Source organism: Streptomyces sp. NPDC097129, assembly GCF_055668065.1.
Genome location: NZ_JBVOQE010000003.1, coordinates 408,391 through 434,951, shown reverse-complemented (window position 1 = coordinate 434,951; position 26,561 = coordinate 408,391). Strand labels below are relative to the sequence as shown.

Below are 26,561 nucleotides of genomic sequence, written 5' to 3'. Positions count from 1 at the left end.
ATGACCCTGACCACCGACGTCACCGCCGACCACGTCTACGCCCACGGCCTGCGTAACCAGTGGCACCCGGTCGTCCCCTCGCACTTCGTCGAGCCGGGCGGCATGCGCAAGGTGACCGCGCTCGGCGAGGACTGGCTGCTGTTCCGCCGCTCCGACGGCACCCTGTCCCTGCTCGCCGACCGCTGCCCGCACCGCGGCGCGCCGCTCTCCCTCGGCAAGCACCTCGGCGACCGCGTCGCCTGCTGGTACCACGGGGTGGAGGTGCGGGGCGACGGCACCGTGGCCTCGGTGCCCGGACTGCCCGGCTGCAACCTCGAAGGAAAGAAGCTCGTCACCTCCCTGCCCGTGCGCGAGGCCGGCGGCGCGGTCCTCGCCTACTTCGGCGACGAGGAGCACCCCGAGCCGGTCGGTCTCACCCTGCCGGAGCCGCTGACCGACCCGGAGACCGCCTCGTTCCTGTGCTACGCCGAGTGGAACGTGCCGTGGCGGTTCGCCATGGAGAACCTCCTGGACCCCATGCACGGCGCCTTCCTGCACCACGAGTCGCACACCATGTACGACGGCGACACCCAGGCCCGCTTCCGCATCCGGGAGACGGAACGCGGCTACTTCTTCGAGAAGACCGACCAGCGGGGCGTCAACTTCGACTGGGTGGAGCTGTGCCGCACCGGGGTCGACTGGGTCGACCTGTCCATTCCGTACCCGCCCTCGGCGGGCCCCGGCGGCGCCTTCGGCATCGTCGGCATGGCCTGCCCGGTGGACGCGGGGCGCACCGGTGTCTTCTTCTGGCGCTACCGCAAGGTCTCCGGCTGGCAGCGCGACACCTGGCGCTTCCTGTACCGCACGCTCATCGAGGAGCGGCATTGGCAGGTGCTGGAGCAGGACCGGGTGATGCTGGAGGCCATGCCGGCCGACGCCGACCAGCGGGAGAACCTCTACCAGCACGACCTGGGCGTGGTGCGGCTGCGCCGGCTGTTCCGGCAGCAGGCACAGGCCCAGGCGGCGCGCTGAAGCAGGGGGGAGGGGCGGCCGGACGGCGCTCAGGCCGGCGGTGCGTCGTCCGCGGACTGCGCCGCGTGGACGATGGACCGCTCCAGCTTGGACAGCAGCCGGGCCAGCTGCCGCCGCTCCGCCGGGGACACCTCGGCGAGCATCCGCCGCTCGTTGTCCAGGTGCTCGGCGAACACCTCGTCCACCTTGGCGAGACCGGCGTCGGTGAGCCGGGAGTACACCACGCGGCGGTCGTCGGCGTCACGCTCGCGCACGATCAGGCCGTCCTTCTCCAGGCGGTCGATGCGCAGGGTGACGCCGGCCGAGGAGATCAGCCCCGAGTCGGCGAGCTGCCCGGCCGTGAGCCGGTACGGCTTCCCGGCCCGCCGCAGCGCGGTCAGCACGTCGAAGCCGGCCACGGCGAGCCCGTGCCGTTCGATGGCGGCGGTCAGCCCGGTCTGGTAGCGCAGGAAGGTGCGGTGCAGCCGGGCCAGCACCTCCAGCGGGGAGGTGTCCAGCTCCGGCCGTTCCCTGGCCCAGTCGCCGATGATCGCCGCGACGGCGTCCTGCTGGGCCGCAGCCTTCTTCCCCGCCATGTAGCGCCCCTCCTGACCTCACCGCACACACGCACCCGTACCTACGGACCCGCACAGAAACCTTAGCCCTGAAATATGTGCGGCGGGGCCAGGTGGTACGCGCGGGATCACCGATGCCCTGCCGGGCCGTCCCCACGTGATCGAGCGCTCCGTACACTGTCGCTGTGGCTGCACACAGGAAACCCGCGACGCAGAGCGCCGGCCCGCCGGACGGTGAGGGGCGGCCCGCGCTGCCCGCGCTGCCCGCGACCAGCTGGGCGGTGCTCGGGCTGCTCTCCTTCGGCGAGGAACTGTCCGGCTACGACGTGAAGAAGTGGGCGGACTGGTCGCTGCGCTTCTTCTACTGGAGCCCCTCCTTCAGCCAGGTCTACGGCGAGCTGAAGCGGCTGGAGAAGGCCGGATACGTCACCGCCCGCATGGTGGCCCAGGAGACCGGCAACCGGGACAAGAAGGTGTACCGGATCACCGAGGAGGGCCTCGACGCGGTGCGCACCTGGGCGCGCGAGGCGCCGGTCGAGCCGCCGGTGCTCAAGCACGGTGTGATGCTCCGGCTGTGGCTCGGCCACCTGCTGGACCCCGAGCAGATGCGCGAGGTCCTCGGCCGCCACCGTGCCTACGCCGAGACGATGCGTCGGCGGGCGCAGGCGGACGGCGAGGGCTCACGGGACCGTGCGGAATGGGCGTACCCGGCGCTGACCCTGCGCTGGGCCGAGCGCTACTACGCCGCCGAGCGCGACCTCGCCGACGCCATGCTCGCCGACATCGAGGAACTGGCCGCTCAGCAGCGGGACTCCACCCGCCCGTAGGTCCGCCGGAAGTACACCAGCGCCCCCGTGTCCCGGGGCGCCGGCGTGAGCGCGGTGACCCGGCCGAGGGCCACCGTGTGGTCGCCGCCGGGCAGCGTGGCGTGCAGATCGCACTCGATCCAGGCGAGCGCCCCCTCCAGCAGGGGCGCCCCGTTGCCGCCCGGACGCCAGGCGGCCCCGGCGAACTTGTCGCCGCCGGTCACCGCGAACCGCCGGCACAGCTCCTCCTGGTCGGCCGCGAGGACGTTGACCGCGAACCGGCCGAAGCGGCGGATCAGCGGCCAGCTCGTCGAGGTGTGCGCCGGGCAGAAGCACACCAGCGGCGGTTCCAGCGACACCGAGGAGAACGACTGCACCGCCATGCCCACGGGGCGGTGCCCGTCGAGCGCGGTGACGACCGCGACGCCGGTGCAGAAGCGGCTCAGCACGTCGCGCAGCGCGGCGCCGTCGACCGCCCGCGAGGGGGCGTTCCGTGATGTGTCCGTGTACGGCATCCTCAGGCCCTCCGGTATGCCTAGTCGAAGTATTTCTATTAGGAATACCGACATTGGACCGCGCCCGCAACGCCCCGTCAAGCACCGGGGGATCAGACGGCGGCCGCTTCCAGCTCCGCCATCAGCCGCTCCCGGTGCCGGGCGGGCGGCCCGAACAGCAGACCGGTCGCGTGCGCGCGTTTGAAGTAGCGGTGGGCGCAGTGCTCCCAGGTGATGCCGATACCGCCGTGCAGCTGGATCATCTCGCCGGCGACCGCCGAGAACGCCTCCGAGCAGGCCGACTTGGCGGCCGCCGCCCGGCGCGTCAGCTCCGGCGAACCCTCCGCCGCCGCGAAGGCCGCGCCGAGCGCCGCCGACCGGGCGGACTCCACCAGCACATACGCGTCCGCCAGCCGGTGCTTGACCGCTTGGAAGGACCCGATGGGCCGGCCGAACTGCACGCGCTCCTTGGCGTAGGCCACGGTGAGTTCCAGGCAGCGCTCCGCCGCGCCGACCTGCTCGGCGGCCAGCGCGGTGCAGGCCAGGTCCAGCACCCGGGCGAGGACGCGCCCGCCGTCGCCCTCGGCACCGATGAGCCGCCCCTCGGCGCCGTCCAGCACCACGCGGACCAGGGCCCGGGTCCGGTCCATCGTGGCCGTGGGCTCCCGGCGCACCCCGGGGCCGTCCACGGCCACGTCGAACAGCGACAGACCGCCCGCCGTACGGGCCACGACCAGCAGGACGTCGGCCCGGTCGCCGTCCAGGACGTGCTCCTTGACCCCGCTGATCCGCCGGACGGACGCGGTCCCGGGCGCGGCCTCCGCCCGCACCGCGGCCGGGTCCCAGCTGCCCTGCTCGGCCCACGCCAGGGCGCCCACCGCACGGCCCTGTGCGAGACGCGGCAGCAGCCGGGCGCAGGCCGCCGCGTCACCGGAGGCGAGCAGCGCCTGCACGGTCAGCACGGCGGAACCGAGGTAGGGCACCGGGCTCAGTTCCCGCCCCAGTTCCTCCAGTACCACCTGCGCGTCGACGGGCCCGCAGCCCGCGCCCCCGTACTCCTCGGGGACGGCGAGACCCGCCACGCCGATCTGCTCGGTGAGCGGCCGCCATGCCGCCCCGCCCTCATGGCGGGCGAGCAACGACCGTACGGCCGCGCGCAGTTCCCGCTGCTCCTCGGTCCACCTCATGCGCCGGCTCCTTCCCGGACGGGGGCGGCGAGCACCCGGGCCCGGCAGGCCGCCGGGGTGCCCCAGGCCGAGCGCAGCGCACCGGCCTTGCGGATCCACAGCGACAGGGGCAGCTCGTCGGTGTAGCCGAGCGCACCGTGCAACTGCAGCGCGGTGCGGGCCGCGGTCCGTGCCGCCGCGCACGCGGTCAGCTTCGCGGCGGCGAGGTCGCCGGCCGGGCCGGACCCGTCCGCGAGCCCCAGCGCCGCCGCGTGCACGAGGGGTTCGGCGAACTCCAGCGCGATCAGGGTGTCCGCCAGCCGGTGCTTGACCGCCTGGAAGGACCCGATGGGGACGCCGAACTGGGTCCGCTGCCGGACGTGTTCGACCGTCCCGGCGAGCAGCGCCCGCCCGATGCCCAGCGCCTGGGCGGCCGTGGCCAGCATGGCGATGTCCGCTGCGTGCGCCGCCGCGGCCGTCACACGCGGCCCGCGGGCCAGGACCACCCCGCCCCCGGGCCGCGCCAGCCGCCGCGCCGGGTCGGCGGACGGCTGGACGGGCCCGCACGACTGGGCCAGGCGCAGCACGTCCCCGTCGACGACGAGGACCGCGTCGGCCGTGTCGGCGTCCAGTGCGAACGGTGAGCCGAAGGAGGGCAGGCACAGGGACACCGCGGCCTTGCCGGAGGCGATGCCGGGCAGCCATGCGGCCGCCGCGTCCGCGTCGCCGAGCCGGTCCAGCAGCGCGGCCGCCGCCACCGTCTCCACCACCGGACCCGGCACCACGTGCCGCCCCAACTCGGCGAAAGCAATGGCGAGTTCCACGGGCAGTGGGCCCACCCCGGCGTGGCGCTCGGGTACGGCCAGGGCGAACACCCCGGCCTCGCCGAGCCGGGACCACAGTGCGCGCCCGGCCCCCGGGTCGCCGTCCGCCCAGGCGCGCACCGCGGAGGGCGTGTCGGCCGCCGTGAGCATCGCGTCCAGGGCGCGGGAGAACGCGCGCTGTTCGTCGTCGAGGAGGAAACGCATCAGCGGCGTCCTTTCGGCAGGCCGAGCAGCCGCTCGGCGATGATGTCGCGCTGGATCTCGTTGGTGCCGGCGTAGATCGGCCCGGCCAGCGAGAAGACATGGCCCTCCGCCCACCGGCCGTCGTCGGGCGCCTCCGGGGCGTCGTCCGCGAGTTCGCCGAAGGGGCCGAGCAGGTCCAGGGCGGTGTCGTGCAGGGCGATGTCCAGCTCGGACCAGAACACCTTGTTCAGGCTCGACTCCGCGCCGAGCGAGCCGCCGGCCGCCAGCCGGGAGGCGCTCGCGTAGGTGAAGAGCTGGTAGGCGCGGGCACCGGCCACGGCGTCGGCGACCCGGTCGCGCAGGGCCGTGTCACAGGGATCGGCGGACGTCCGCCACAGCGCGGTGAGCCGGTCGGCGGCGGCCAGGAAACGGCCGGGGCTGCGCAGGGTCAGGCCTCGCTCGTTGCCGGCGGTGCTCATCGCCACCTGCCAGCCCCGGCCGGGTTCGCCGATCACGTCCGCGTCGGGGACGAAGACGTCGTCGAGGAACAGTTCCGCGAACGCCGGCTTGCCGTCCAGCCGCCCGATGGGCCGGACGGTCACACCGTCGGCGCCGAGCGGGAACATCAGGTACGTCAGGCCCCGGTGCGGGCGATCGGCGCCGGGATCGCTGCGGAACAGACCGAACGCGCGGTCGGCGAAGGCGGCCCGGGACGACCACGTCTTCTGCCCGTTGAGCAGCCAGCCGCCCTCGGTCCGCACGGCGGTGGAGCGCAGGGACGCCAGGTCGGAACCGGCCTCCGGCTCCGACCACGCCTGCGCCCAGACGACCTCCCCGCGCGCCATGGCCGGCAGGATGCGGGCGCGCTGTTCGGCCGTGCCGTGCGCGAAGAGCGTCGGCGCCAGCAGACTGATGCCGTTCTGGGCGACCCGGCCGGGGGCTCCGGCGGCGTAGTACTCCTCCTCGAAGATCAGCCACTCGACGAGGGACGCGTCCCGGCCGCCGTACTCCCTCGGCCAGGTCACCGCCGACCAGCCGCCCGCGGACAGCGCGCGCTCCCACTCCCGGTGCGCGGCGAAGCCCTCGGCGGTCTCCAGCGACGGCAGGGGCCCGGTGGGGACGTGGGCGGCGAGCCAGGCGCGGGCCTCGGCCCGCCAGGCGTGTTCGGCCGCGTTGAAGACGAGGTCCATCAGGAGGACGCCTCCTTCATCGCCTTGACGTCCATGCCGCCGAGGGAGTCCTGCGCGGTCTCCGCGTTGTGGGCGTGGGCCAGGTGGTGCAGTGCGAACACCGAGTCCAGCCCCGCGTGCAGGCCCTGGAGGTCCTCCGCCTGATTGACGGCCCGCTTGGCCAGGGCCAGGCCCATGCGCGGCATCTCGGCCACGCGAAGCGCCAACTCCCGGGTCTCCTCCGCGAGTTCGTCGCGCGGTACGACCCGGTTCACCATGCCGACCTCGTGCGCGCGCCGGGCGGTCATGCGGTCGCCCGTGTACAGGAACTCCTTCGCGATGCGCGGCGGCATCACCCAGGGGTGTGCGAAGTACTCCACGCCGGGGACGCCCATGCGGACCACCGGGTCGGCGAAGAAGGCGTCGTCGGAGGCGACGATGAGGTCGCACACCCAGGCGAGCATCAGACCGCCCGCGACGCAGGCGCCCTGCACGGAGGCGATCAGCGGTTTGGGCAGTTCCCGCCAGCGGCGGCACATGCCCAGATAGACCTCCGACTCGCGGGCGAACCGGCTCTCCGCGCCGCCCTTGCCGGAGTGGTCCCACCACAGTCCGGCCCGGCGCTCGAACGGCAGATGGGCATCGCGCCCCGGGCTGCCGATGTCGTGTCCGGCGGAGAAGTGCTTCCCCGCCCCGGCGAGGACGACGACCTTGACCTCGTCGTCGTCCGCCGCGCGGTAGAAGGCGGCGTCCAGGGCGTACGTCATCGCGGAGTTCTGGGCGTTGCGGTACTCCGGGCGGTTCATCGTGACCACGGCGACGGGGCCGTGGCGCTCATAGGTCACCGGCTCGTCGGGCGACGTGCGGGCAGTCGACATGCGCCCCTCCTTTTCTAACAAGTGTTTGGTAGGTTAACGTCCTGGCCGTCAGCCGTCGAGAGCCGTCCGGAGCCGCCCATGAACAGCGTCGAGGAGTTCCGCACCGAGGTCCGCGCCTGGCTGCGGGCGAACCTCACCGGAGAATTCGCCGCCCTGCGCGGGCGCGGCGGACCGGGCCGTGAGCACGAGGCGTTCGCCGAACGACTCGCCTGGGAACGCCACCTGGCCGCCGCGGGCTGGACCTGCGTCGGCTGGCCGAAGGAGTACGGCGGCCGGGGCGCGAGCCTGGAGCAACAGGTCGCCTTCCACGAGGAGTACGCCCTCGCCGACGCCCCCGCCCGCGTGAACCACATCGGGGAGCAGCTGCTCGGCCCCACCCTCATCGCCTTCGGAACGCCTCAGCAGCGCGAGCGGTTCCTGCCGCCGATCGTGGCCGTCGAGGAGCTGTGGTGCCAGGGATACAGCGAACCCGACGCCGGCTCGGACCTGGCGGCCGTACGCACCCGGGCCGTACGCGAGGGCGAGGAGTGGGTGGTCACCGGGCAGAAGGTGTGGACGTCCCTGGCACACGAGTCGCAGTGGTGCTTCGTCCTCGCCCGCACCGAGCCGGGCTCCACCCGTCACCACGGGCTGTCCTATCTGCTCGTGCCGCTCGACCGGCCCGGCGTGCAGATCCGGCCCATCACCCAGCTGACCGGCACGTCCGAGTTCAACGAGGTCTTCTTCGACGGGGCGCGCACCCCGGCCGGGCACATCGTCGGGACGCCGGGCGACGGCTGGCGCATCGCCATGGCCACGCTCGGCTTCGAACGCGGCGTGTCCACCCTCGGGCAACAGGTCGGTTTCCGGCGCGAGCTGGAGGGCGTCATCGCGCTCGCCCGGCGCACCGGAGCCAACCGGGACCCGCTGATCCGCGACCGGATCGCCCGCGCGTGGACCGGCCTGGAGATCATCCGGTGCAACGCCCTGCGCATGCTCGACGGCGTCGCCGCCGGCGCCCCCGGGCCCGAGGCGTCCATCGGCAAGCTGTACTGGGCCACCTGGCACCGCGAACTGGGCGAGCTGGCCATGGACGTGTGCGGCGCCGACGGCATGCTCACGGCCGGCGGTCCCGACGAACTCACCGACTTCCAGCGGCTGTTCCTCTTCTCCCGCGCCGACACCCTCTACGCCGGGTCCAACGAGATCCAGCGCACCATCATCGCCGAGCGCGTCCTCGGCCTGCCCAGGGAGGCACGCCCGTGACCCCACCGCCGTACGAAGCAGGACACGCACTCCTCGACGGACGCGGCGCCGTCGTCACCGCCGCCGCGGGCGCCGGGATCGGCGGGGCGACCGCGCGGCGGCTGCTGGAGGAGGGCGCCCGGGTCGTCGTCTCCGACACCCACGCCCGCCGCCTGACGGAGTACGCCGACCGGCTCGCGGGCGAGTTCGGCGCCGACCGCGTCGCCGCCCTGCCCTGCGACGTCACCGATGAGAGGCAGGTCGCCGCCCTGTTCGACCTCGCCGAGGAACGGCACGGCAGGCTCGACATCGTCGTCAACAACGCCGGGCTCGGCGGCACCGCCGACCTCGTCGACATGAGCGACGAGCAGTGGGGGAGAGTCCTCGACGTCACCCTGAACGGCACCTTCCGCTGCACCCGCGCCGCCCTGCGCCGGATGAAGGCCGCCGCAGCGGGCGGGGTGCTCGTCAACAACGCCTCCGTGATCGGCTGGCGGGCCCAGGCGGGCCAGGCGCACTACGCCGCGGCCAAGGCCGGCGTCATGGCGCTGACCCGCTGCGCCGCCCTGGAGGCCGCCCGGTTCGGCGTCCGCGTCAACGCGGTCGCGCCGAGCCTCGCCATGCACCCGCACCTGGTGAAGGTCACCAGTCCCGAGCTGCTGGACGAACTCACCGCCCGCGAGGCGTTCGGGCGGTTCGCCGAACCCTGGGAGGTGGCCAACGTGATCGTCTTCCTGGCCTCCGGCTACTCGTCGTACATGACCGGCGAGGTCGTCTCGGTCAGCAGCCGGCACCCGTGAGGCCACGATGAACCGGCGCCGCACGGCCGACGGCCGGCGATGACCGACGCGTCCCGACGACGCGCGGCGCTCCTGGCCACCGCCGCCGAGGTGTTCGCCGCCCAGGGCTACCGCGCCACCACCGTCCGCAGGATCGCGGACGAGGCCGGGATGCTCGCCGGCAGCCTCTACTACCACTTCGATTCCAAGGAGTCGATGCTCGACGAGATCCTCTCCGGCTTCCTCGACGATCTGTGGGCCCGCTACGACGCCGTCCTCGCCGCCGGCCTCGAACCCGGGCCGACCATCGAGGCCCTCGTCACCGAGTCCTTCCGGCAGATCGGCCGGCACCGCGCGGCCGTCGCCATCTACCAGAAGGAAGCACGGCAGTTGCAGACCCGGCCACGCTTCGCCTACCTCGCCGACGCACAGGCCGGGTTCGAGAAGGCATGGCTGAGCACGCTTCGGCGCGGAGTGACCGACCGGTCCTTCCGCGACGACCTCGACGTCCGGCTCACCTACCGCTTCCTGCGCGACACCGTGTGGGTCGCCGCCTCCTGGTACCGGCCGGACGGACAGCACAGCCCCGAGGAGATCGCCCGCCAGTACCTGTCGATGGTGCTGACGGGCATCACCCGGCGCGCGGAACATCCCCGACAGTGAACAAGGAGTGGTTGATCGTGGCCGAGGCCTACATCGTCGAAGCGGTGCGCACCCCGGTCGGCCGGCGCGGCGGCGGACTGTCCGCCGTCCACCCCGCCGACCTCGGCGCCCATGTGCTCACGGCGCTCATGGAACGCTCCGGCGCCGACCCGGCGGCCGTCGAGGACGTCGTCTTCGGCTGCCTGGACACCGTCGGACCGCAGGCCGGCGACATCGCCCGCACCTGCTGGCTGGCGGCCGGGCTGCCCGAGGAGGTGCCCGGCGTGACCGTGGACCGCCAGTGCGGCTCCTCCCAGCAGGCGGTGCACTTCGCGGCCCAGGCCGTGCTGTCCGGCACCCAGGACCTGGTCGTCGCCGGCGGCGTGCAGAACATGTCGATGATCCCCATCGCCTTCGCCACCCGTCAGGCCGCCGAACCGCTCGGCCTGACCCAGGGGCCGTACGCGGGCTCCCAGGGCTGGCGCGCCCGCTACGGCGACCGGCCGGTCAACCAGTTCGCCGGCGCGGAGATGATCGCCGAGAAGTGGGGCATCTCCCGCCGGGACATGGAGGAGTTCGCGCTGCGCTCCCACCGGCGCGCGAGCCGCGCCATCGACGAGGGCCGCTTCGCCCGCGAAGTCGTCCCCTACGGCGAGGTGACGACCGACGAGGGCCCGCGCCGCGACACCACCCTGGAGAAGATGGCCGGCCTGAAGCCGGTGCTCGACGGCGGCACCATCACCGCCGCCTGTTCCTCCCAGGTCTCCGACGGCGCCTCGGCCATGCTGCTCGCGAGCGAACGCGCGGTCCGGGAGCACGGACTGACCCCACGCGCCCGCGTCCACCATCTGTCGGTGCGCGGCGAGGACCCCATCCGCATGCTGTCCGCGCCGATCCCCGCCACCGCGTACGCCCTGAAGAAGGCCGGGATGTCCCTCGACGACATCGACCTGGTCGAGATCAACGAGGCGTTCGCACCGGTCGTGCTGGCCTGGCTCAAGGAGACCGGCGCCGACCCGGACAAGGTCAACGTCAACGGCGGCGCCATCGCCCTCGGTCATCCGCTCGGCGCCACCGGCACCAAGCTGATGACCACGCTCCTGCACGAACTGGAACGCACCGGCGGCCGTTACGGGCTGCAGACCATGTGCGAGGGCGGCGGCCAGGCCAACGTCACGATCATCGAACGGCTCTGAGCGCACCGCACGAGAAGCGACGCCCGTCCCCACCGCGGGGACGGGCGCCGCACGTGCGTGGCGTCAGCGCCGCGGCAGTACCGGGCCCTCGCTCCAGCGGAGAACGTGGGCCAGTTCCGGCGCCACGATGCCGCCGCCGGGGACCTCGCCGTCGAACCAGCGGTCCACGCAGGTCCAGTGGTAGGGGTGGGCCAGATAGTCCCGGGTGAGGCCGTCGACGTCCGCGTACTCCTGCTCCCACACATGCGTCCACCGCGAGGGCGTGAGTGCCTGGTCCACACGGCTCAGGGCCCAGGAGCGGATCGCGGCGATGTGGGCCGGCATCGCGAGCAGGTCCCGCTCCAGGCGGGCGACTTGGGCGTCGGGCGTGGCGGGACGCACGGTCAGCAGGAGGGTCCGTTTCACGCGCGGGCCGCACAGCGGCACACCCCTGCCCCGTACGGGCGCGAGCGCGACCGCGTCGAGCGGCTGCGGCAGACCGGCGCAGGCGGCGATCCGCGCCGGCGGCCGGTTCGCCGTCAGGTCCCAGGTGGCGCCGGTTCCGCCGAAGCAGCCGGGCAGGTCGGGCCCCGCCGAGGACGCCGACACCCTGGGGAGCGTCGCCGTCGCGCCGTACTCAGCGGCCCGGCCGGCCGGGAGCAGCGCCACCCAGCGGGTCATGCCGCGCCGCCTTCCCCGTCGGCGTCGACGGGTTCGAGCACCTGCCGGTCGCGCTCCCGGGCGATCTCGTCCGTCCGCGCCCAGAACGCCGCGACCCGCGGATCGCGTTTGGCCGCCGACCGCGCGGCGAAGAACGCCCCGCTGTCCGGCAGCGACCACAGCACGCGCACGGCCACCGTCTCCGGGCCGGTCCAGGTGCGCCACACGCGTTCGGCGACCATGCCGCGGTCGCGGGCGCCCGGCAGGTACTCCGCGCGCCAGCGCCGCAGCCACCCCGCGACCTGATGGCCCGGCAGGACGACGGTGTCGAGCACGTGGACGCCGCTCACGCCAGTTTCTCCAGCACCTCGCCGCGGTAGCGCTCGACCTGCTCGCGCAGCGCGGCCAGCCCGCGCGCGCCGGCCAGCCCGGCCGCGCCCCGGATGCGCGGTGCGACGACCAGACGCGTCGCGCCCGCGTCGGTGAAGCCGCGCACCCAGGACGCGTCGCCCTCGCGTTCCCGGTCGCGGGAGCCCGGCCACACCGTGATCTCCACCGCGTCCTCCGCCCGGCCCGCGGCGCGGGCGGCCCCGCGCAGCAGTTCGGCCTGGCGGGCGAAGTCCCGCGGGCCGATCGTGTACGGGAACCAGCCGTCGCCGACGCGGCCCGCCCGGCGCACGGCCGGGTCGCTGTTCCCGCCGAGCACGACCGGCACCGCCCCGCCGCCCGGCCGGGGCAGGGAGTGCAGACCGGCGAAGGACACATGCCGCCCGCTGTACGCGGCCGGGCCCCCGGCCCACAGCGCGCGCATCGCGCCCACGCACTCCTCCAGCCTGCGCCCGCGGTCCTGGTAGGGCACTCCGACGGCGGCGTACTCCTCCTTCTGCCAGCCGATGCCGAGCCCGAGCATCAGCCGGCCGCCGGAGTGCCGGTCGATGGTCGCGGCGCGCTTGGCGAGGACCACGGGGCTGTGCAGCGGGGCGACCATCATGGCGGTGCCGAAGCGCAGGCTCCGGGAGGCGCCGGCGAGGAACGCGATGGTCTCCAGCGGGTCGGGCATCGGCACGGAGCCGGAACTGCCCGGGATGCGGCCGTCGTCGGAGTAGGGGTAGAGCGGTTCGTAGCCGTCGGCGACCACGACGTGCTTGACCGTCCACAGCGACTCGACGCCGCACTCCTCCAGGGTGCCCGCGAGGTCGCGCAGGAAGCCGCCGGAGGTGATCAGTCCGTCCGTGAACGGCGCCATCATTCCCAGTCGGAGCATGGGCAGTCCCCTCACTTCAGCAGTGCGGCGCGCAGTCTCGCCAGGGTCGGGGTGTCCAGGCCGAGCCCCGACACGAGGTAGCCGTGGAGGCTGCCGTAGTCCTGCTCGGCCCGGTCCAGGGCCGCCCGCAGATAGTCCTCGCGGACCTCCTGGAGGGGGATGAGCAGGTCCGGGTTCTGCATCAGACCGGCCTTCCTCAGCCCCTCGCGGACCGCGCGGTCGGCGCCCGCGCGCACCTGGTTCGACAGCAGGTAGTCCCGCTCGGCGGTCCCGGGCGCCACGCCGACGGCGCGCAGCAGCAGGTAGCTCATCCAGCCGGTGCGGTCCTTGCCGGAGGTGCAGTGGTACAGCAGCGGAGAGCGCCGGTGGTCGGCGATGTCCCGTACAGTGTCCGCGAACTGCCGCCGGTCGGTGGGGTCGGTGACGAAGGCGCGGTAGACGGACCGCATGAACTCCTCGGCCCTGCCGTCGCCGAGCATCTCCTGCTGCGCCACCGGGTCCGCGGAGCCGATGACCTGCTGGAGCCGGGCGGACAGGCCGAGGTCGGTCACCGGCCGGTGGGTCACGGTGAGGCCGTCCGGCAGCCGGTCGGCGCCGTCGTGCCGTATCTCGTCCGGCACTCTGAAGTCCACGACGGTGCGCAGACCCAGCGCGGACAGTTTCGCGAGGTCCGCGTCGGTCAGCCGGGAGAGCGCGTCGGCGCGCAGCACCCGGCCGCGGCGCACCTGGCGGCCCGTGACGGTCGTGTAGCCGCCGAGGTCACGGACGTTGACCGCGCCGTCGAGCGGGACGACGTTCCCCGGACGGGTGGGCGCGGTGGCCGCGGGCGGCGCCGGGGCCCGGGCCGCCGCCGCGGCGGGCAGCGAACCGAGAACGACGGCGGCGGCCACCACGGCGATCGTCAGACGAGGGATGAGCGGAGCACGCATGAGAGCAACTCCCGAGAGGATGAGGGGTTTCCCCGGTGGTGGGGCGGTGACGCGGCCGTCAGGCGCCGGCGGCAGGCAGCGTGCGGAGGGTGGCCCGCGCCTCGGCCATGATCCGGTCGACGAGTTCGGCGCAGGACGGCAGATCGTCGATCAGTCCCGCGACCTGACCGGCGGCCATCACACCGAGGTCGGTCCGGCCGTCGACCATGGAGGCCTTGAGGAGCATCGGGGTGTTGGCGGCCAGCAGAACCTGACTCCACGTCAGTTCCTTGCCGTGCTTCATGGCGAGGCCGTCACGGACCATCTGCGCCCAGCTCATGCCGGACTCGCGCCGGAAAGCGGCGGCGTGGCGGACGGCGCGCAGCAGCGACGAGGCCCGGCCGGAGCGCTCCAGCGCGTCGACCAGTTCGGTGCGCAGCATCCGGTGCGGCAGACCGTCCACCTCGGTGGTGACGGTGACGTCCTGGACCGTGGCGGCCAGGTAGCGGGCCTTGACCGTGTCCGGGACGGTGCTGTCGGAGGTGAGCAGGAAACGGGTGCCCATGGCGACGCCCGCCGCCCCGTACGCCAGCGCCGCGACCAGCCCCCGGCCGTCGCGGAAGCCGCCGGCCGCGATCACCGGGATGCCGACGGAGTCCACGACCTGGGGCAGCAGGACGCTCGTGGCGACGTTCCCAGTGTGGCCGCCGCCTTCACCGCCCTGCACGACCACGGCGTCCGCGCCCCACGCGGCGACCTTCTCGGCGTGCCGCCTGGCGCCGACGGACGGGATGACGACCACCCCGGCGTCCTTCAGCCGCGCGATCAGCTCCCGGGAGGGCGCCAGCGCGAAGGAGGCGACCTTGACGCCCTCCTCGATGATGATCCCCACCCGCTCGGCCGAGTCGGAGGCGTCCGCCCGCAGATTGACGCCGAAGGGCGCGTCCGTACGGGACCGGACCTCGCGGACGGCCGAGCGGAGCCGGCCCGTGGACATGGTGGCGGAGGCGAGGACGCCGAGCGCCCCGGCGTTCGCGGCGGCCGAGACCAGCCGGGGGCCGGCCACCCAGCCCATGCCGGTCTGGACGAGGGGATGCCGCACCCCGACGAGTTCGGTGAGCACGGTGGGGATCGTCACGTCGCTCATGCCGCGGGCACCTCGCGCTCCCGCAGCCCCTTGGGGTCGACGGCTTCCCGGATCAGCCGCAGTTCCGCGGCGGTGGGTTCACGGGTGTACGGCACCTCGCCGGGGACGGCGAGGGGGAAACCGGTGGCCTGCGCGACCTGCTCCTCGGTGACACCCGGGTGCAGCGAGCGCAGCCGCATGGTCCGGTCCGGGGTGTCGAAGTCGAAGACACCCAGGTCGCTGACGACCCGCGGGATGCGGTGATACCGGCTCGCCGACGGGCCGGCCGCGGCGGCACGGTCGTATCCGACGCCCGAGACCATGTCGACCCGGTCGACGAACACCCGCCGCGAATGCCGGGGAACCCAGTAACTCGTCGGATTGTTCAGCGTGTTGACGGGCGCCCCGCGCACGCCGAGCAGTTGCCGTTCCGGCCGGTCCCAGTCGCCGATGCAGGAGATGTTCTGGTTGCCGTACCGGTCGAGCTGGCTCGCGCCCATCATGACGTGCCGCCGGCCGGTGGCGACCAGGGCCAGATGCTGCCGGTAGGGCAGCCAGCCCTCGATCACCTCGGCCCCGGCGCCGAGTGCCGCCACATCGGCGACGAGCAGCGCCTCGCCGTCGGTCAGCAGCAGCTCGGGGGAGAAGGTGAGCTTCGCCAGCCGGGCGCCGATCGCCGGGACGGTGCCCATCGGCGCCGCCAGCACCTCACCCGCGTCCCGCCACGCCTCCGCACAGGCCACGACGCAGTACTCGGCCCGGGTGACCGTCATCGGCTCTCCTCCTCGTGGAAGGCCGCCACCGCGGCCTGGTACGCGTCCTCGTCGCCGGCCAGGAACCGCTCGGTGAAGGCCCACCACGCCCCCGGGTCACGGGCGGCCTGCGCGTAGGCGCGCTGGAAGGCCTCGTCGCGGTCGTGGTCGGGAACGCAGGAGGTGAAGTGGGCGCCGCGCGGCGTCTCCACGACGCCGTTCACGAACGCCCGCTTGACCAGGAGCGACTGCGGCCCGGCCTCCTTCAGCAGGTCGGCGGTGTCCACGATCCGCTCGCAGGAGACGTAGGCGGCGTCGGCGGCCTCGCAGAACAGGTCGTCGAAGTACGGGTCCGGGCCCAGGTACTGGCCGTTGCCGTGCACATCGGCGCGGTTGAGGTGGACGAGCGCCGCGTCCAGCCGCAGGGCGGGCACGGCGACGAGCTCCTCGCCGTCGTCGTAGGGGGAGGTGACCGTGCGCAGCTGCGGGTTCACACGCATCACGTCGGAGGCGAGACCGGCCCGCACCGGCATGAACGGCAGCCGGTGCGCGGCCGCCGTCAGACCCCACATGAACATGGCCTCGTCCAGCTCCACCATCTCGAACGCGGCGCGCTGCCGGGCCGCGGTGAAGTGGGGCTCCAGCGGGATGGAGTCGAGGGTGGCGAACGCCGCGACCAGCTTGCGGATCCTCCCGGCGGCGGCGAGCAGACCGACGTCCGGGCCGCCGTAGGAGACCACGGTCAGGTCGGTGACGTCCGAGCGCAGCAGCGCCCGCACCAGCGCCATCGGCTTGCGGCGCGATCCCCAGCCGCCGATGCCGAGGGTCATGCCGCTCTCCAGGCGGCCGACCACCTCCTCGGCGGTCATCGTCTTGTCCCCGCTCACGATGCGACCTCCTGTTCCGCGCCGAAGGTGTCGCGGACGCGGCCGGCGACCCCGCTGAGATTCGCCTCGAAAGTGAAGCCCTGCTCGAAGCGGTAGCTGCGGTGGACGTCCACCGGGTCGATGCCGTTGATGGCCGCCTTGGCCAGTCGGATCAGTGAGCCGTCCTTCGCGGCGATCTGGCCGGCCAGCTCCAGCGCGGCGTCGTGCAATTGCCCGCGCGGGACCACCCGCCACACCGAGCCGTGCCGGTGCAGTTCCTCGGCGGTGACGGTGCGGGAGGTGTAGTAAAGCGCGCGCATCAGATGCTGCGGGACCAGCCGGGCCAGGTGCGTGGCCGCGCCGAGCGCGCCCCGGTCCAGCTCGGGCAGGCCGAACGTGGCGTCGTCGGCGGCGACGATCGCGTCGGCGTTGCCGACCAGGCCGATGCCGCCGCCCAGGCAGAAGCCGTGCACGGCGGCCACCACCGGGACCTCGCAGTCGTACACCGCGGCGAACGCCTCGTAACAGCCGCGGTTGGCGCCGACGAGGGCGTCGTGGCCGGGCGTGCGCTGGATCTCCTTGATGTCGACGCCGGCGTTGAAGCCGCGGCCCGCGGCGGTGAGCACCACACAGCGGACGGAGGGGTCGGCCCCGGCGGCGCGCACGGCCGCGGCCAGCTCGTACCAGCCCTTGACGGGCAGGGCGTTGACCGGAGGGAAGTCCACGGTGACGACGGCCACGCCGTCTTCCCGGGCGGAGGTGGAGACACCCATGAGCAGATCAGCTACCTTTCCACCAAACGTTTGTTAGGTGTGCAAGGTAGCAGCGGTCCGCGCGCTGCGGGAGGTGCTCATTGGCGACGATCATTGATCTGACCGGTTGTGTGACGGTGGTCACAGGTGGCACGCGGGGGGTCGGAGCGGGGACAGCCCGCGCGTTCCTCGAGGCCGGGGCGCAGGTCGTGACCTGTGCGCGCAAGCCGCCGGAGCGGCCCGTCGAGGCCGCCGGGCGCACCGCCCGCTTCCTTCCCGTCGACCTGCGCGACCCACGGGCGGTCGACGCCTTCTTCACGCGGGTCCGCGACGAGTACGGGCGGCTGGACACCCTCGTCAACAACGCCGGCGGCACCCCGTTCCGGCTGCTCGGCGACGGCGGTGCCGAACGGCACGCCCGCACCGTCGAGTTGAACCTCCTCGCGCCGCTGACCGCCTCGCTCGCCGCGTACGAGGTGATGCGGGAGCAGGAGACGGGCGGGTCGATCGTGATGATCGGCAGCGTCAGCGGCACCCGCCCCTCGCCGGGGACCGCCGCCTACGGCGCCGCCAAGGCGGGCCTGGACCAGCTCGCCCGGACCATGGCCGTGGAGTGGGCGCCGAAGGTGCGGGTCAACACGCTCGTCCTCGGCATGGTCCGCACCGAACTGTCCCACCTGCACTACGGGGACGAGGACGGCATCGCCGCCGTCGGCCGTACCGTCCCGCTCGGCCGGCTCGCCGAACCCGCCGACATCGGCGACGCCTGCGTCTTCCTCGCCTCCGACCGGGCCTCGTACGTCACGGGCGCCAGCCTGCACGTCCACGGCGGCGGCGAGCGCCCGGCCTTCCTCGACGCGGCCACCGTCAACCGCTGACCGCTGACCGCTGACCGCTGACCGCTGGCCGCCGCCGGCGCGGTGGCGGGACCGTGCGTGCCGCCGCTCTCTCGCCGGCGACGCCACCCGCGCCATCCCACTCCACTCACCACCCAGCGAAGGGAATCCACTCATGACCGACGGACTCTGCACCGGACGCGTCGCCGTCGTCACCGGGGCGGGCCGCGGACTCGGCCGCGCGCACGCCCTCGCCCTCGCCGCGGAGGGCGCCATGGTCGTCGTCAACGACCTCGGCGTCGGCCTCGACGGCAGCGGCGGGGCCACCGGCCCCGCCCAGCAGGTCGTCGACGAGATCCGCGCGCGCGGCGGGGAGGCCGTCGCCCACGCCGGCGACATCGCCACCTCCGACGGCGCCGCCTCCCTCGTCGCCACCGCCCTGGAGACCTACGGCCGCCTCGACACCCTCGTCAACAACGCCGGCTTCCTGCGCGACCGGATGCTCGTCAACCTCGACGAGGACGACTGGGACGCCGTCCTGCGCGTCCACCTCAAGGGCCACTTCCTGCCGCTCAAGTACGCCGCCGCCCACTGGCGTGCCGAGGCGAAGGCCGGCCGCGTGCCCGAGGCCCGGGTGATCAACACCAGCTCCGGCGCGGGGCTGCTCGGCAGCGTCGGCCAGGGCAACTACTCCGCCGCCAAGGCCGGCATCGTCGGCCTCACCCTCGTCGCCGCCGCCGAATTGGCCCGCTACGGCGTCCAGGTCAACGCCATCGCCCCCGCCGCCCGGACCCGCATGACCGAACAGACCTTCGCCGGCACCATGACCGCTCCGCGCGACGGGGGCTTCGACGCGATGGCCCCGGAGAACGTCTCCCCGCTCGTCGTCTGGCTCGGCTCCGCCGCCTGCACCGGGGTGACCGGCCGCGTCTTCGAGACGGAGGGCGGCCGGATCACCGTCATGGAGGGCTGGCGCCCGGGCCCCACCGCGGACAAGGGCGCCCGCTGGACACCGGAGGAGGCGGGGCAGACGGCACGGAAACTCCTCGCGGAAGCGGAGCCCGCACAGCCGGTCTACGGAACACGCTGACCCCGACGCCCTGCCCCGCTGGGCGGCGACGGGGTGCGGTGACCTGCGTGCCCAGCCCCCCACAACCCGCACCAGGGCGCGCACCCCCGGCTCCAACGGCGCCTTTTCAGCGGCGGGCGACGGCGACGCCCTGAAGGGGCGCGGGGAACTGCGCGCCCAGCCCCCCACAACCCGCACCCGGCGACGCACCCCCGACCTCAACGGCGCTCCCCGGCGGCAGCCACCCGCACCCGGCGACATACCTGAGCCCCAACGCCGCTCCCCGCGGAGCACCAGGCTCCCCGCGGAGCGCCCCGCACTCGGCGAAGTCCCCCGAGCCCGCGGCAGCGCCCCCCCTTTCCCGGTCAGCGGGAATTCCCGCTCCCCGCCCGGAGGGCACCCCGCTTAGCCTCCCCGAACAGCCCGACGCCCCCGCGAAGGACCCCCATGCTCACGGACTCCCAACGGCAGCGCGCGGCGCAGATCCTGCGCTCCGCCGAGCACCGCCGCACCCCGGTCGCCCCGCTGACCGAGACCTTCCCGGACATCTCGGCCGAGGACGCGTACGAGATCCAGCTCGTCAACATCCGGCACCGCGTCGCCGCCGGAGCACGGGTGCGCGGTCACAAGGTCGGCCTGTCGTCGCCGGTCATGCAGCAGATGATGGGCGTGGACGAGCCGGACTACGGCCACCTGCTCGACGACATGGAGCTGAGCGCCGACGCCCCCGTGCCCGTCGCCCGTTACTGCTTCCCGCGTATCGAGGTCGAGGTCGGCTTCGTCCTCGGCGCCGACCTGCCGGGGGAGGACTGCACCCCGGCGGACGTGCTGCGCGCCACCGAACGCGTCGTACCGGCCCTGGAGTTGATCGACAGCAGGATCCGCGACTGGCGCATCTCCATCGCCGACACCATCGCGGACAACGCCTCCTCCGCCGGTTACGTCATCGGCGAGGGCCGCGACCCCAGCGAGCTGGATCTCACGGCGATCGACGCGCGACTCACCCGCGGCGGCGAACTGCTGGCCGAGGGCCGCAGCGACGCCGTGCTCGGCGACCCGGCCGTCTCCGTGGCCTGGCTCGCCCGCACGGTCGCCCGCTTCGGCGTGCCCCTGAAGAAGGGCCACGTGGTGCTGCCCGGCTCCTGCACCCGGGCCGTCGACGTGACGGCGGGGCAGACGTTCACCGCCGACTTCGCCGGGCTGGGCCAGGTCTCCCTCACGTTCACCGAAGGTGATGCACTGACATGACGACCACCACAACCAAGGCGAGTGCCGCGATCGTCGGATCCGGCAACATCGGCACCGACCTGCTGTACAAGCTGCTCCGCTCCGACCTCGTCGAACCGCGCTGGATGATCGGCGTCGACCCGGACAGCGAGGGCCTCGCCCGCGCCCGCGAGGCCGGCCTGGAGGCGAGTCCCGACGGCGTCGAGTGGCTGCTCGGCCAGGACGAGCTGCCCGACATCGTCTTCGAGGCCACCTCCGCCTACGTCCACCGCGCGAACGCCCCCCGTTACGCCGAACTCGGCATCAAGGCCGTCGACCTGACCCCGGCCGCCGTCGGGCCTGCCGTCGTGCCGCCCGCCAATCTGGGCGCGCACCTCGACAAGCCCAACGTCAACATGATCACCTGCGGCGGGCAGGCCACCATTCCCATGGTGTACGCCGTCTCGCGCGTCGTGCCCGTGCCGTACGCGGAGATCGTCGCCTCGGTGGCCTCCGTCTCCGCCGGGCCCGGCACCCGCGCGAACATCGACGAGTTCACCCGCACCACCTCGCGCGGCATCGAGACCATCGGCGGCGCCGGGCGCGGCAAGGCGATCATCATCCTCAACCCGGCCGAGCCGCCCGTCATCATGCGCGACACCGTCTTCTGCGCGATCCCCGACGACGCCGACCACGCCGCGATCGCCGCCTCCGTGAAGGAGGTCGCCGAGCAGGTCGCCGCCTACGTGCCCGGCTACCGGCTGCGCAGCGAGCCGCAGTTCGACGCGGCCGGCCCCGAGAACGGGGGGATGGCGCGGGTCGCGATCTTCCTGGAGGTGGAGGGCGCGGGCGACTACCTGCCGCCGTACGCCGGGAACCTCGACATCATGACCGCCGCCGCCACCAAGGTCGGCGAGGAGTTCGCGAAGGGAATCATCGCGTGAGGACCTACTCCGACACCCTCCACATCCGTGTCACCGACTCCTCGCTGCGCGACGGCTCGCACGCCAAGCGCCACCAGTTCACCGCCGAGGACGTCCGCTCGGTCGTCGCCGCCCTCGACGACGCCGGCGTCCCGGTGATCGAGGTGACCCATGGCGACGGACTCGGCGGCTCCTCCTTCACCTACGGCTTCTCCAGGACCCCCGAGCAGGAGCTGATCAAGGTCGCGGTGGACACCGCGCGGCGGGCGAAGATCGCCTTCCTGATGCTTCCCGGGCTCGGCGTGAAGGACGACATCCGGGCCGCCCACGGCAACGGGGCGCGGGTGTGCCGGATCGCCACCCACTGCACCGAGGCCGACATCGCCGTCCAGCACTTCGGCCTCGCCCGCGAGATGGGCCTGGAGACCGTCGGCTTCCTGATGATGGCCCACTCCACGACCCCCGAGGAACTCGCCCGGCAGGGCCGCGTCATGGCCGACGCGGGCTGCCAGTGCGTGTACGTCGTCGACTCGGCCGGAGCGATGGTCATGGACGACGTCACCGCCCGCGTCGAGGCCCTGGTCGCCGAACTCGGCGACGACGCGCAGGCCGGCTTCCACGGCCACGAGAACCTGGCCCTGGGCACCGGCAACTCCATCGCCGCCATCAAGGCCGGAGCCGTCCAGATCGACGGCTCCACCCGCCGCCTGGGCGCCGGCGCCGGCAACACGGCCGTCGAGGCGCTCGCCGCGGTGTGCGCCAAGATGGGCATCCGCACCGGCATCGACGTACTGAAGATCATCGACGCGGCCGAGGACGTGGTCCGCCCGGTGATGGACGACGAGTGCCGGCTGGACCGGCTCGCCCTGCTGATGGGCCACGCCGGGGTCTACTCCAGCTTCCTCAAGCACGCCTACCGGCAGGCGGAGCGCTACGGCGTGTCCGGTGCCGAGATCCTCCTGCGCGCGGGCGAGCGCCGCCTCGTCGGCGGCCAGGAGGACCAGCTCATCGACATCGCCGTGGAACTCGCCGCACAGAACTGACCCGCAGGACCGACACACACATGGGAGGACCGGATGACGGCCATCGACGAAGAGGTCAGGGTCATCGACGCGGGCACGCCGCCGGCGCGGTTCGCGCGGGGCTGGCACTGCCTCGGACTCGCCGAGACCTTCAGGGACGGACAACCGCACGAGATCGAGGCGTTCGGCACCAAGCTGGTCGTGTTCCAGGGCGCCGACGACGGACAACTGCACGTCCTGAACGCCTACTGCCCGCACATGGGCGGCAACCTCGCCCACGGCAGCGTCAAGGGCGACACCGTCGCCTGCCCGTTCCACGACTGGCGCTGGTCGGGCAACGGCCGCTGCGCGGACATCCCGTACGCCCGCCGGGTCCCGCCGCGCGCGAAGACCCGCTCCTGGCTCACCCTGGAGCGCAACAAGCAGCTGTTCGTCTGGCACGACCCCCAGGGCAACCCCCCGCCGCCCGAGGTCACCGTCCCCGAGATCGCCGGCGTCCACGGCCCCGAGGCCGGCCAGTGGAGCGAGTGGACCTGGAAGACGCTGCGCGTCGAGGGCTCCAACTGCCGTGAGATCGTCGACAACGTCGTGGACATGGCCCACTTCTACTACGTCCACTTCTCCTTCCCGACGTACTTCAAGAACGTCTTCGAGGGCCACATCGCCACCCAGTACATGGAGAGCAGCCCCCGCCAGGACATCGACCTCGGCACCCTCAGCGCCCCGCTGCGCTCCGACGCCTCGTACTACGGACCGTCGTACATGATCGACTACCTCTGGTCGCCCGTGGCGGAGGGCGTCGAGATGGAGATGGTGCTGATCAACTGCCATTACCCGATCGACGAGAACAGCTTCGTGCTCCAGTACGGCGCGATCGTCAAGAAGCTGCCCGGGATGAGCGACGAGCAGGCCGCGCAGGCCGCCGAGGTCACCTCCGAGAGCCTCGCCCAGGGCTTCGAGCAGGACGTGGAGATCTGGAGGAACAAGACCCGCATCGACAACCCGCTGCTGACGGAGGAGGACGGCCCGGTCTACCAACTGCGCCGCTGGTACGAGCAGTTCTACGTCGACACGGCCGACGTCAAGGACGAGATGACCCGGCGGTTCGAGTTCGAACTGGACACCGGCCGGGCCAACGAGACATGGCGTGCGGAGGTCGAGGCGAACATGGCCCGCCGCACGGCCGCGGCACAGCGGGAGACCGGAGTCTGACATGCAGCCGGTGGAGTGCGCGACCTGCGGCAACCAGGTCCTGTGCGAGAAGTTCAGCATGGCCCACACCTCCGTGCAGTGGACCGCCGACGCGGCCGTCTCCTGCACGGAGTTCCGCGGCCGGGTGACCGAGGGCGGCAGCACCGCCCGGATCCGGACCTGCCGGGCACTGCGCGAGAGCATCGACCGCGCGGTCGAGGACGGCACCCTGGAGGTCGCCGATGTCTGAGCCGACGCCGGAACCGGCGCCGGCCGGGCCGCGCACCCACCGGCTGCGCGTCACCGAGGTGATCGCCGAAACGGCCGACGCGCGCTCCCTGGTGCTCCAGGCGCCGCCGGAGAGCGCCGGCCGTTTCGCCTACCGTCCGGGCCAGTTCCTCACCCTCAAGCTCCCCGGCCCAGACGGCACATGGGCCGCCCGCTGCTACTCGCTGGCCAGCTCACCGCACACCGGGGAGCCGATGAAGGTCACCGTCAAGCGGGTGGCCGGCGGGCACGGCTCCAACTGGGTGTGCGACCACGTCACGGCGGGCGACGCACTGGAGGCGCTGCCGCCGGCCGGCACGTTCACCCCGGACTCCTTCGACCGCGACCTCCTGCTCGTCGCCGGGGGCAGCGGCATCACCCCGGTGCTGTCCATCGCCAAGTCCGCCCTGGCACAGGGCGAGCACCGCGTCACCCTGCTCTACGCCAACCGCGACGACTCCTGCGTCATCTTCCGCGACGAACTGCGCGCCCTGAGCGAGGCCCACCCGGACCGCCTGCTCGTCCTGCACTGGCTGGAGTCCCTGCAGGGCCTGCCGGTCGCCGGCCGGCTGGCCGCCGTGCTCGCGCCGTACGCCGACCGCGCGGCGTACCTGTGCGGCCCGCAGCCGATGACGGACGCGGCCGACCAGGCGCTCAGGGCCCTCGGCACGCCGGGGGACCGCATCCACCGCGAACGGTTCTTCTCCCTCGGCGCGGACGTCTTCGACGCACCGGCCGCGGCACAGGAAATACCGGCGGAGGGCGCCGGCACGGTGCGGGTGGACCTCGACGGGCGGACCCGGACGCTGCCCTGGCCCCCGGGCACGGTCCTGCTGGACGTCCTCCTGGCCGCCGGCGTGGACGCGCCGTACTCCTGCCGGGAGGGCGCCTGCAGCGCCTGCACCTGCCGCCTGGAGAGCGGCGAGGTGAAGATGCTCCGCAACGACGTCCTGGACGACCAGGACATCGCCGAGGGCTACACCCTGGCCTGCCAGGCGCTGCCCCTGACGGACCGGGTGGAGATCACCTACTCCTGATCCCGGCGCCCCTCGTTCCACGGCAGCCCGACGCCTTCCCACCCGACCCACCCGAGGGAGCCGACCATGCCCCGCACCTGTCTCGTCACCGGAGCGGCCTCCGGTCTCGGCAAGGCCACCGCCGACCTCCTGCGCTCGCGGGGGCACACCGTCGTCGCGGCCGATCTCAACGACGGCGACATCCGCGCCGACCTGTCCACGGCCGAGGGCCGCGCCGAACTGGCCGACCGCGCACATGAAGTGACCCACGGCAGGCTCGACGCCGTCATCGCCTGCGCCGGCATCGCGGACTTCGACCCGGTCACCGTCCAGGTCAACCACTTCGGAGCGGTCGCCACCCTCGAGGGCCTGCGCCCGCTGCTGGCCGCCGGAACGGATCCCCGGGGCCTCGTCGTCGGCTCCGTCGACTGCGTCCACCCGACCGACCCGGCGATCGTCGACGCCGCGCTCGCCGGGGACGAGGAAGCGGCCGTGGCCGCCGCCCGCGCGGCCGTCGGGCGCGGCGAGGGACACCTCGTCTACTCCTCCTCCAAGGCCGCCGTGTCCCGCTGGGTGCGCCGCCGCGCGGTCACCGGCGACTGGGCCGGCGCGGGCATCGCGCTCAACGCCGTCGCCCCCGGAGTGGTCCTCACCCCGCTGACGCGTCCCCTGCTCGACGACCCCGGGATGCGGGGCCTCGTCGAGCAGAGCGTGCCGATGCCGCTGCACGGCCACGCCCGCCCCGAGCAGATCGCCCCGCTCCTGGCCTGGCTGACCTCGCCCGAGAACACGCACGTCACCGGGCAGGTCGTCTTCGCCGACGGCGGCGCCGACGCCGTACTGCGCGGCCAGGGCACCTGGTGACCGGCGGCGGGCAGGGACACAACCCCTGCCCGCGTCACGCCCGCTGAGGCCGGCTCACATCCACTCGCTGAAGCGCAGCCACTCCATCATCGTGTCCATCGCGGGCTGCGGCACACACGGCTCGGGCTGCGCCCCGGCCGTCCGCGTGTGCCGCCCGGGACCGAACATCGACTGCCACACCGCCCGGGCGCAGGCCCGCACGGCGGGGGCGATCCGCTCCAGCTCACGGTGGGCGCCGTTGCCGCACACCGAGATCGCGGCGATGGCCCGGCCCGCGCCGCGCAGCGGCGCCGCCACGCACGACACCCCCCGGAACCCCTCCTCGTGGTCGAACGCCACCCCGCGCTCCCGCGCCAGCGCCAGCTCCCCGCGCAGGGACTCGGGACGGGTGAGGGTGCGCGGCGTCCTCGGCCGCAGCCCCTGCCCGATCACCTGCTCCACCAGGGCGGCGTCGGAGAAGGCCAGGATCGCCTTGCCGGACGCCGTGCAGTACGCCGGCTGCCGCCCGCCCACCCGCGACGGCACACCTGAGTCGTCGGAGCCCCCGATCCGCTCCAGGTAGACCACCTCGGCGCCGTCCAGCACGGTGAGGTGCACCAGGTGGCCGGTGGACTCGTGCAGCGCGTGCAGATGGGGCAGGGCCGCGCGCCGCAGCCGGTTGTGATGCGTGGCCAGGGCGCCCAGCTCCAGCATGCCCAGGCCCAGCCGGTAGTCCCGGCCCTCGCGCTCCAGCCAGCGCAGCTGCACCAGCTGGTCGAGGATGCGGTGCGCCGACGACCGGGGCAGGCCGGAACGGCGTACGACCTCGGTGAGCGTCAGGCGCGGCTGGGCGGTCTGGAACGCGCTGAGCACCTTCGCCGCCTTCTCCAGCAGGGAGAGCGGCGGGTGACCGGCCTCGACAGCGTGCAACGTCATCGGCACCTCCCACACGGAC

30 protein-coding genes are annotated in these 26,561 nt (G+C 73.5%); 15 read left to right on the top strand and 15 right to left on the bottom strand.

Going from position 1 to position 26,561, the window contains the following annotated elements:
• A complete protein-coding gene (locus AC0B9F_RS12670; protein ID WP_472001686.1) occupies window positions 1–1,011 on the top strand; it encodes a Rieske 2Fe-2S domain-containing protein in 1,011 nt (336 codons plus the stop codon).
• 29 nt (window positions 1,012–1,040) lie between these two features.
• Here the strand turns inward: AC0B9F_RS12670 and AC0B9F_RS12665 are convergent, their stop codons facing one another.
• Window positions 1,041–1,586, bottom strand: a complete 546-nt coding sequence (locus AC0B9F_RS12665) for a MarR family winged helix-turn-helix transcriptional regulator (protein ID WP_472001685.1) — start codon at window positions 1,584–1,586, stop codon at window positions 1,041–1,043.
• Window positions 1,587–1,816: 230 nt separating this feature from the next.
• Here AC0B9F_RS12665 and AC0B9F_RS12660 point away from each other — a divergent pair, with 230 nt between their 5' ends.
• Window positions 1,817–2,392 carry a PadR family transcriptional regulator gene (locus AC0B9F_RS12660; protein ID WP_472002135.1) on the top strand — a complete coding sequence of 192 codons (576 nt, stop codon included), beginning with the start codon at window positions 1,817–1,819 and terminating at the stop codon, window positions 2,390–2,392.
• Here AC0B9F_RS12660 and AC0B9F_RS12655 read toward each other — a convergent pair.
• From AC0B9F_RS12655 to AC0B9F_RS12635, 5 genes are all read right to left on the bottom strand, one after another.
• On the bottom strand, window positions 2,365–2,886 hold the full coding sequence (locus AC0B9F_RS12655) for a flavin reductase family protein (RefSeq protein WP_472001683.1): 522 nt from the start codon (window positions 2,884–2,886) through the stop codon (window positions 2,365–2,367). The two genes, AC0B9F_RS12660 and AC0B9F_RS12655, sit on opposite strands and share 28 nt — an antisense overlap.
• Window positions 2,887–2,978: 92 nt before the next feature.
• On the bottom strand, window positions 2,979–4,052 hold the full coding sequence (locus AC0B9F_RS12650) for an acyl-CoA dehydrogenase family protein (RefSeq protein ID WP_472001682.1): 1,074 nt from the start codon (window positions 4,050–4,052) through the stop codon (window positions 2,979–2,981).
• The gene (locus AC0B9F_RS12645) at window positions 4,049–5,059 is read right to left on the bottom strand and encodes an acyl-CoA dehydrogenase family protein (RefSeq protein WP_472001680.1); all 1,011 of its coding nucleotides are present in this window, start codon (window positions 5,057–5,059) and stop codon (window positions 4,049–4,051) included. Before AC0B9F_RS12645 ends, AC0B9F_RS12650 begins: the two co-directional genes overlap by 4 nt.
• Window positions 5,059–6,228, bottom strand: a complete 1,170-nt coding sequence (locus tag AC0B9F_RS12640; RefSeq protein WP_472001679.1) for an acyl-CoA dehydrogenase family protein — start codon at window positions 6,226–6,228, stop codon at window positions 5,059–5,061. Before AC0B9F_RS12640 ends, AC0B9F_RS12645 begins: the two co-directional genes overlap by 1 nt.
• Window positions 6,228–7,085 (bottom strand): enoyl-CoA hydratase, encoded by an 858-nt coding sequence (locus AC0B9F_RS12635; protein ID WP_472001678.1) that lies wholly within the window; start codon window positions 7,083–7,085, stop codon window positions 6,228–6,230. Before AC0B9F_RS12635 ends, AC0B9F_RS12640 begins: the two co-directional genes overlap by 1 nt.
• 78 nt (window positions 7,086–7,163) lie before the next feature.
• On the opposite strand from AC0B9F_RS12635, the gene AC0B9F_RS12630 reads away from it, so the two are divergent.
• Genes AC0B9F_RS12630 through AC0B9F_RS12615 form a run of 4 tightly spaced genes read left to right on the top strand, consistent with a single transcriptional unit; the run spans window position 7,164 to window position 10,926 of the window.
• Complete coding sequence (locus AC0B9F_RS12630) at window positions 7,164–8,330, top strand: acyl-CoA dehydrogenase family protein (RefSeq protein ID WP_472001676.1); 1,167 nt, start codon at window positions 7,164–7,166, stop codon at window positions 8,328–8,330.
• Window positions 8,327–9,109 carry an SDR family oxidoreductase gene (locus AC0B9F_RS12625; RefSeq protein ID WP_472001674.1) on the top strand — a complete coding sequence of 261 codons (783 nt, stop codon included), beginning with the start codon at window positions 8,327–8,329 and terminating at the stop codon, window positions 9,107–9,109. Before AC0B9F_RS12630 ends, AC0B9F_RS12625 begins: the two co-directional genes overlap by 4 nt.
• A gap of 39 nt (window positions 9,110–9,148) precedes the next feature.
• Window positions 9,149–9,751 (top strand): TetR/AcrR family transcriptional regulator, encoded by a 603-nt coding sequence (locus AC0B9F_RS12620; protein ID WP_472001672.1) that lies wholly within the window; start codon window positions 9,149–9,151, stop codon window positions 9,749–9,751.
• Window positions 9,752–9,768: 17 nt separating this feature from the next.
• Window positions 9,769–10,926: an acetyl-CoA C-acetyltransferase gene (locus AC0B9F_RS12615; protein WP_472001670.1), complete on the top strand. Its 1,158-nt coding sequence runs from the start codon at window positions 9,769–9,771 to the stop codon at window positions 10,924–10,926.
• A 63-nt stretch (window positions 10,927–10,989) separates the two neighbouring features.
• On the opposite strand, the gene AC0B9F_RS12610 is transcribed toward AC0B9F_RS12615, so the two are convergent.
• Genes AC0B9F_RS12610 through AC0B9F_RS12575 form a run of 8 tightly spaced genes read right to left on the bottom strand, consistent with a single transcriptional unit; the run spans window position 10,990 to window position 17,254 of the window.
• A complete protein-coding gene (locus AC0B9F_RS12610) occupies window positions 10,990–11,586 on the bottom strand; it encodes a Dabb family protein (RefSeq protein WP_472001668.1) in 597 nt (198 codons plus the stop codon).
• The gene (locus tag AC0B9F_RS12605; RefSeq protein WP_472001666.1) at window positions 11,583–11,915 is read right to left on the bottom strand and encodes an NIPSNAP family protein; all 333 of its coding nucleotides are present in this window, start codon (window positions 11,913–11,915) and stop codon (window positions 11,583–11,585) included. Before AC0B9F_RS12605 ends, AC0B9F_RS12610 begins: the two co-directional genes overlap by 4 nt.
• Window positions 11,912–12,829, bottom strand: coding sequence for an LLM class F420-dependent oxidoreductase (locus AC0B9F_RS12600; RefSeq protein ID WP_472001664.1), 918 nt, complete (start codon window positions 12,827–12,829; stop codon window positions 11,912–11,914). Before AC0B9F_RS12600 ends, AC0B9F_RS12605 begins: the two co-directional genes overlap by 4 nt.
• An 11-nt stretch (window positions 12,830–12,840) precedes the next feature.
• A complete protein-coding gene (locus AC0B9F_RS12595) occupies window positions 12,841–13,758 on the bottom strand; it encodes a tyrosine-protein phosphatase (RefSeq protein ID WP_472001662.1) in 918 nt (305 codons plus the stop codon).
• A 58-nt stretch (window positions 13,759–13,816) separates the two neighbouring features.
• Window positions 13,817–14,884, bottom strand: a complete 1,068-nt coding sequence (locus tag AC0B9F_RS12590; protein WP_472001660.1) for an NAD(P)H-dependent flavin oxidoreductase — start codon at window positions 14,882–14,884, stop codon at window positions 13,817–13,819.
• Window positions 14,881–15,636 (bottom strand): CoA-transferase subunit beta, encoded by a 756-nt coding sequence (locus AC0B9F_RS12585; RefSeq protein ID WP_472001658.1) that lies wholly within the window; start codon window positions 15,634–15,636, stop codon window positions 14,881–14,883. Before AC0B9F_RS12585 ends, AC0B9F_RS12590 begins: the two co-directional genes overlap by 4 nt.
• Complete coding sequence (locus tag AC0B9F_RS12580) at window positions 15,633–16,484, bottom strand: CoA transferase subunit A (RefSeq protein WP_472002133.1); 852 nt, start codon at window positions 16,482–16,484, stop codon at window positions 15,633–15,635. Before AC0B9F_RS12580 ends, AC0B9F_RS12585 begins: the two co-directional genes overlap by 4 nt.
• 14 nt (window positions 16,485–16,498) lie before the next feature.
• Complete coding sequence (locus AC0B9F_RS12575) at window positions 16,499–17,254, bottom strand: enoyl-CoA hydratase family protein (RefSeq protein ID WP_472001656.1); 756 nt, start codon at window positions 17,252–17,254, stop codon at window positions 16,499–16,501.
• A gap of 80 nt (window positions 17,255–17,334) precedes the next feature.
• Between AC0B9F_RS12575 and AC0B9F_RS12570 the strand changes: the two genes are divergently transcribed.
• The 9 genes from AC0B9F_RS12570 to AC0B9F_RS12530 all read left to right on the top strand — a co-directional run bounded on the left by AC0B9F_RS12570 (window position 17,335) and on the right by AC0B9F_RS12530 (window position 25,627).
• Window positions 17,335–18,111 (top strand): SDR family oxidoreductase, encoded by a 777-nt coding sequence (locus AC0B9F_RS12570; RefSeq protein WP_472001654.1) that lies wholly within the window; start codon window positions 17,335–17,337, stop codon window positions 18,109–18,111.
• Between the two features lie 133 nt (window positions 18,112–18,244).
• On the top strand, window positions 18,245–19,159 hold the full coding sequence (locus AC0B9F_RS12565; RefSeq protein ID WP_472001652.1) for an SDR family oxidoreductase: 915 nt from the start codon (window positions 18,245–18,247) through the stop codon (window positions 19,157–19,159).
• Window positions 19,160–19,585: 426 nt separating this feature from the next.
• Complete coding sequence (locus tag AC0B9F_RS12560; protein ID WP_472001650.1) at window positions 19,586–20,386, top strand: 2-keto-4-pentenoate hydratase; 801 nt, start codon at window positions 19,586–19,588, stop codon at window positions 20,384–20,386.
• On the top strand, window positions 20,383–21,288 hold the full coding sequence (locus AC0B9F_RS12555) for an acetaldehyde dehydrogenase (acetylating) (RefSeq protein ID WP_472001649.1): 906 nt from the start codon (window positions 20,383–20,385) through the stop codon (window positions 21,286–21,288). The genes AC0B9F_RS12560 and AC0B9F_RS12555 overlap by 4 nt, the downstream gene beginning before the upstream one ends.
• Complete coding sequence (gene dmpG / locus AC0B9F_RS12550) at window positions 21,285–22,310, top strand: 4-hydroxy-2-oxovalerate aldolase (protein WP_472001647.1); 1,026 nt, start codon at window positions 21,285–21,287, stop codon at window positions 22,308–22,310. Before AC0B9F_RS12555 ends, dmpG begins: the two co-directional genes overlap by 4 nt.
• A gap of 33 nt (window positions 22,311–22,343) precedes the next feature.
• A complete protein-coding gene (locus tag AC0B9F_RS12545) occupies window positions 22,344–23,501 on the top strand; it encodes a Rieske 2Fe-2S domain-containing protein (RefSeq protein WP_472001645.1) in 1,158 nt (385 codons plus the stop codon).
• A gap of 1 nt (window position 23,502) precedes the next feature.
• Complete coding sequence (locus AC0B9F_RS12540; protein ID WP_472001643.1) at window positions 23,503–23,730, top strand: hypothetical protein; 228 nt, start codon at window positions 23,503–23,505, stop codon at window positions 23,728–23,730.
• Window positions 23,723–24,784: a 2Fe-2S iron-sulfur cluster-binding protein gene (locus AC0B9F_RS12535; protein ID WP_472001641.1), complete on the top strand. Its 1,062-nt coding sequence runs from the start codon at window positions 23,723–23,725 to the stop codon at window positions 24,782–24,784. The genes AC0B9F_RS12540 and AC0B9F_RS12535 overlap by 8 nt, the downstream gene beginning before the upstream one ends.
• Before the next feature lie 66 nt (window positions 24,785–24,850).
• Window positions 24,851–25,627, top strand: coding sequence for an SDR family oxidoreductase (locus tag AC0B9F_RS12530; RefSeq protein ID WP_472001639.1), 777 nt, complete (start codon window positions 24,851–24,853; stop codon window positions 25,625–25,627).
• A 54-nt stretch (window positions 25,628–25,681) separates the two neighbouring features.
• Here the strand turns inward: AC0B9F_RS12530 and AC0B9F_RS12525 are convergent, their stop codons facing one another.
• Window positions 25,682–26,542: an IclR family transcriptional regulator gene (locus tag AC0B9F_RS12525; RefSeq protein WP_472001637.1), complete on the bottom strand. Its 861-nt coding sequence runs from the start codon at window positions 26,540–26,542 to the stop codon at window positions 25,682–25,684.
• Window positions 26,543–26,561 lie beyond the last annotated feature (19 nt).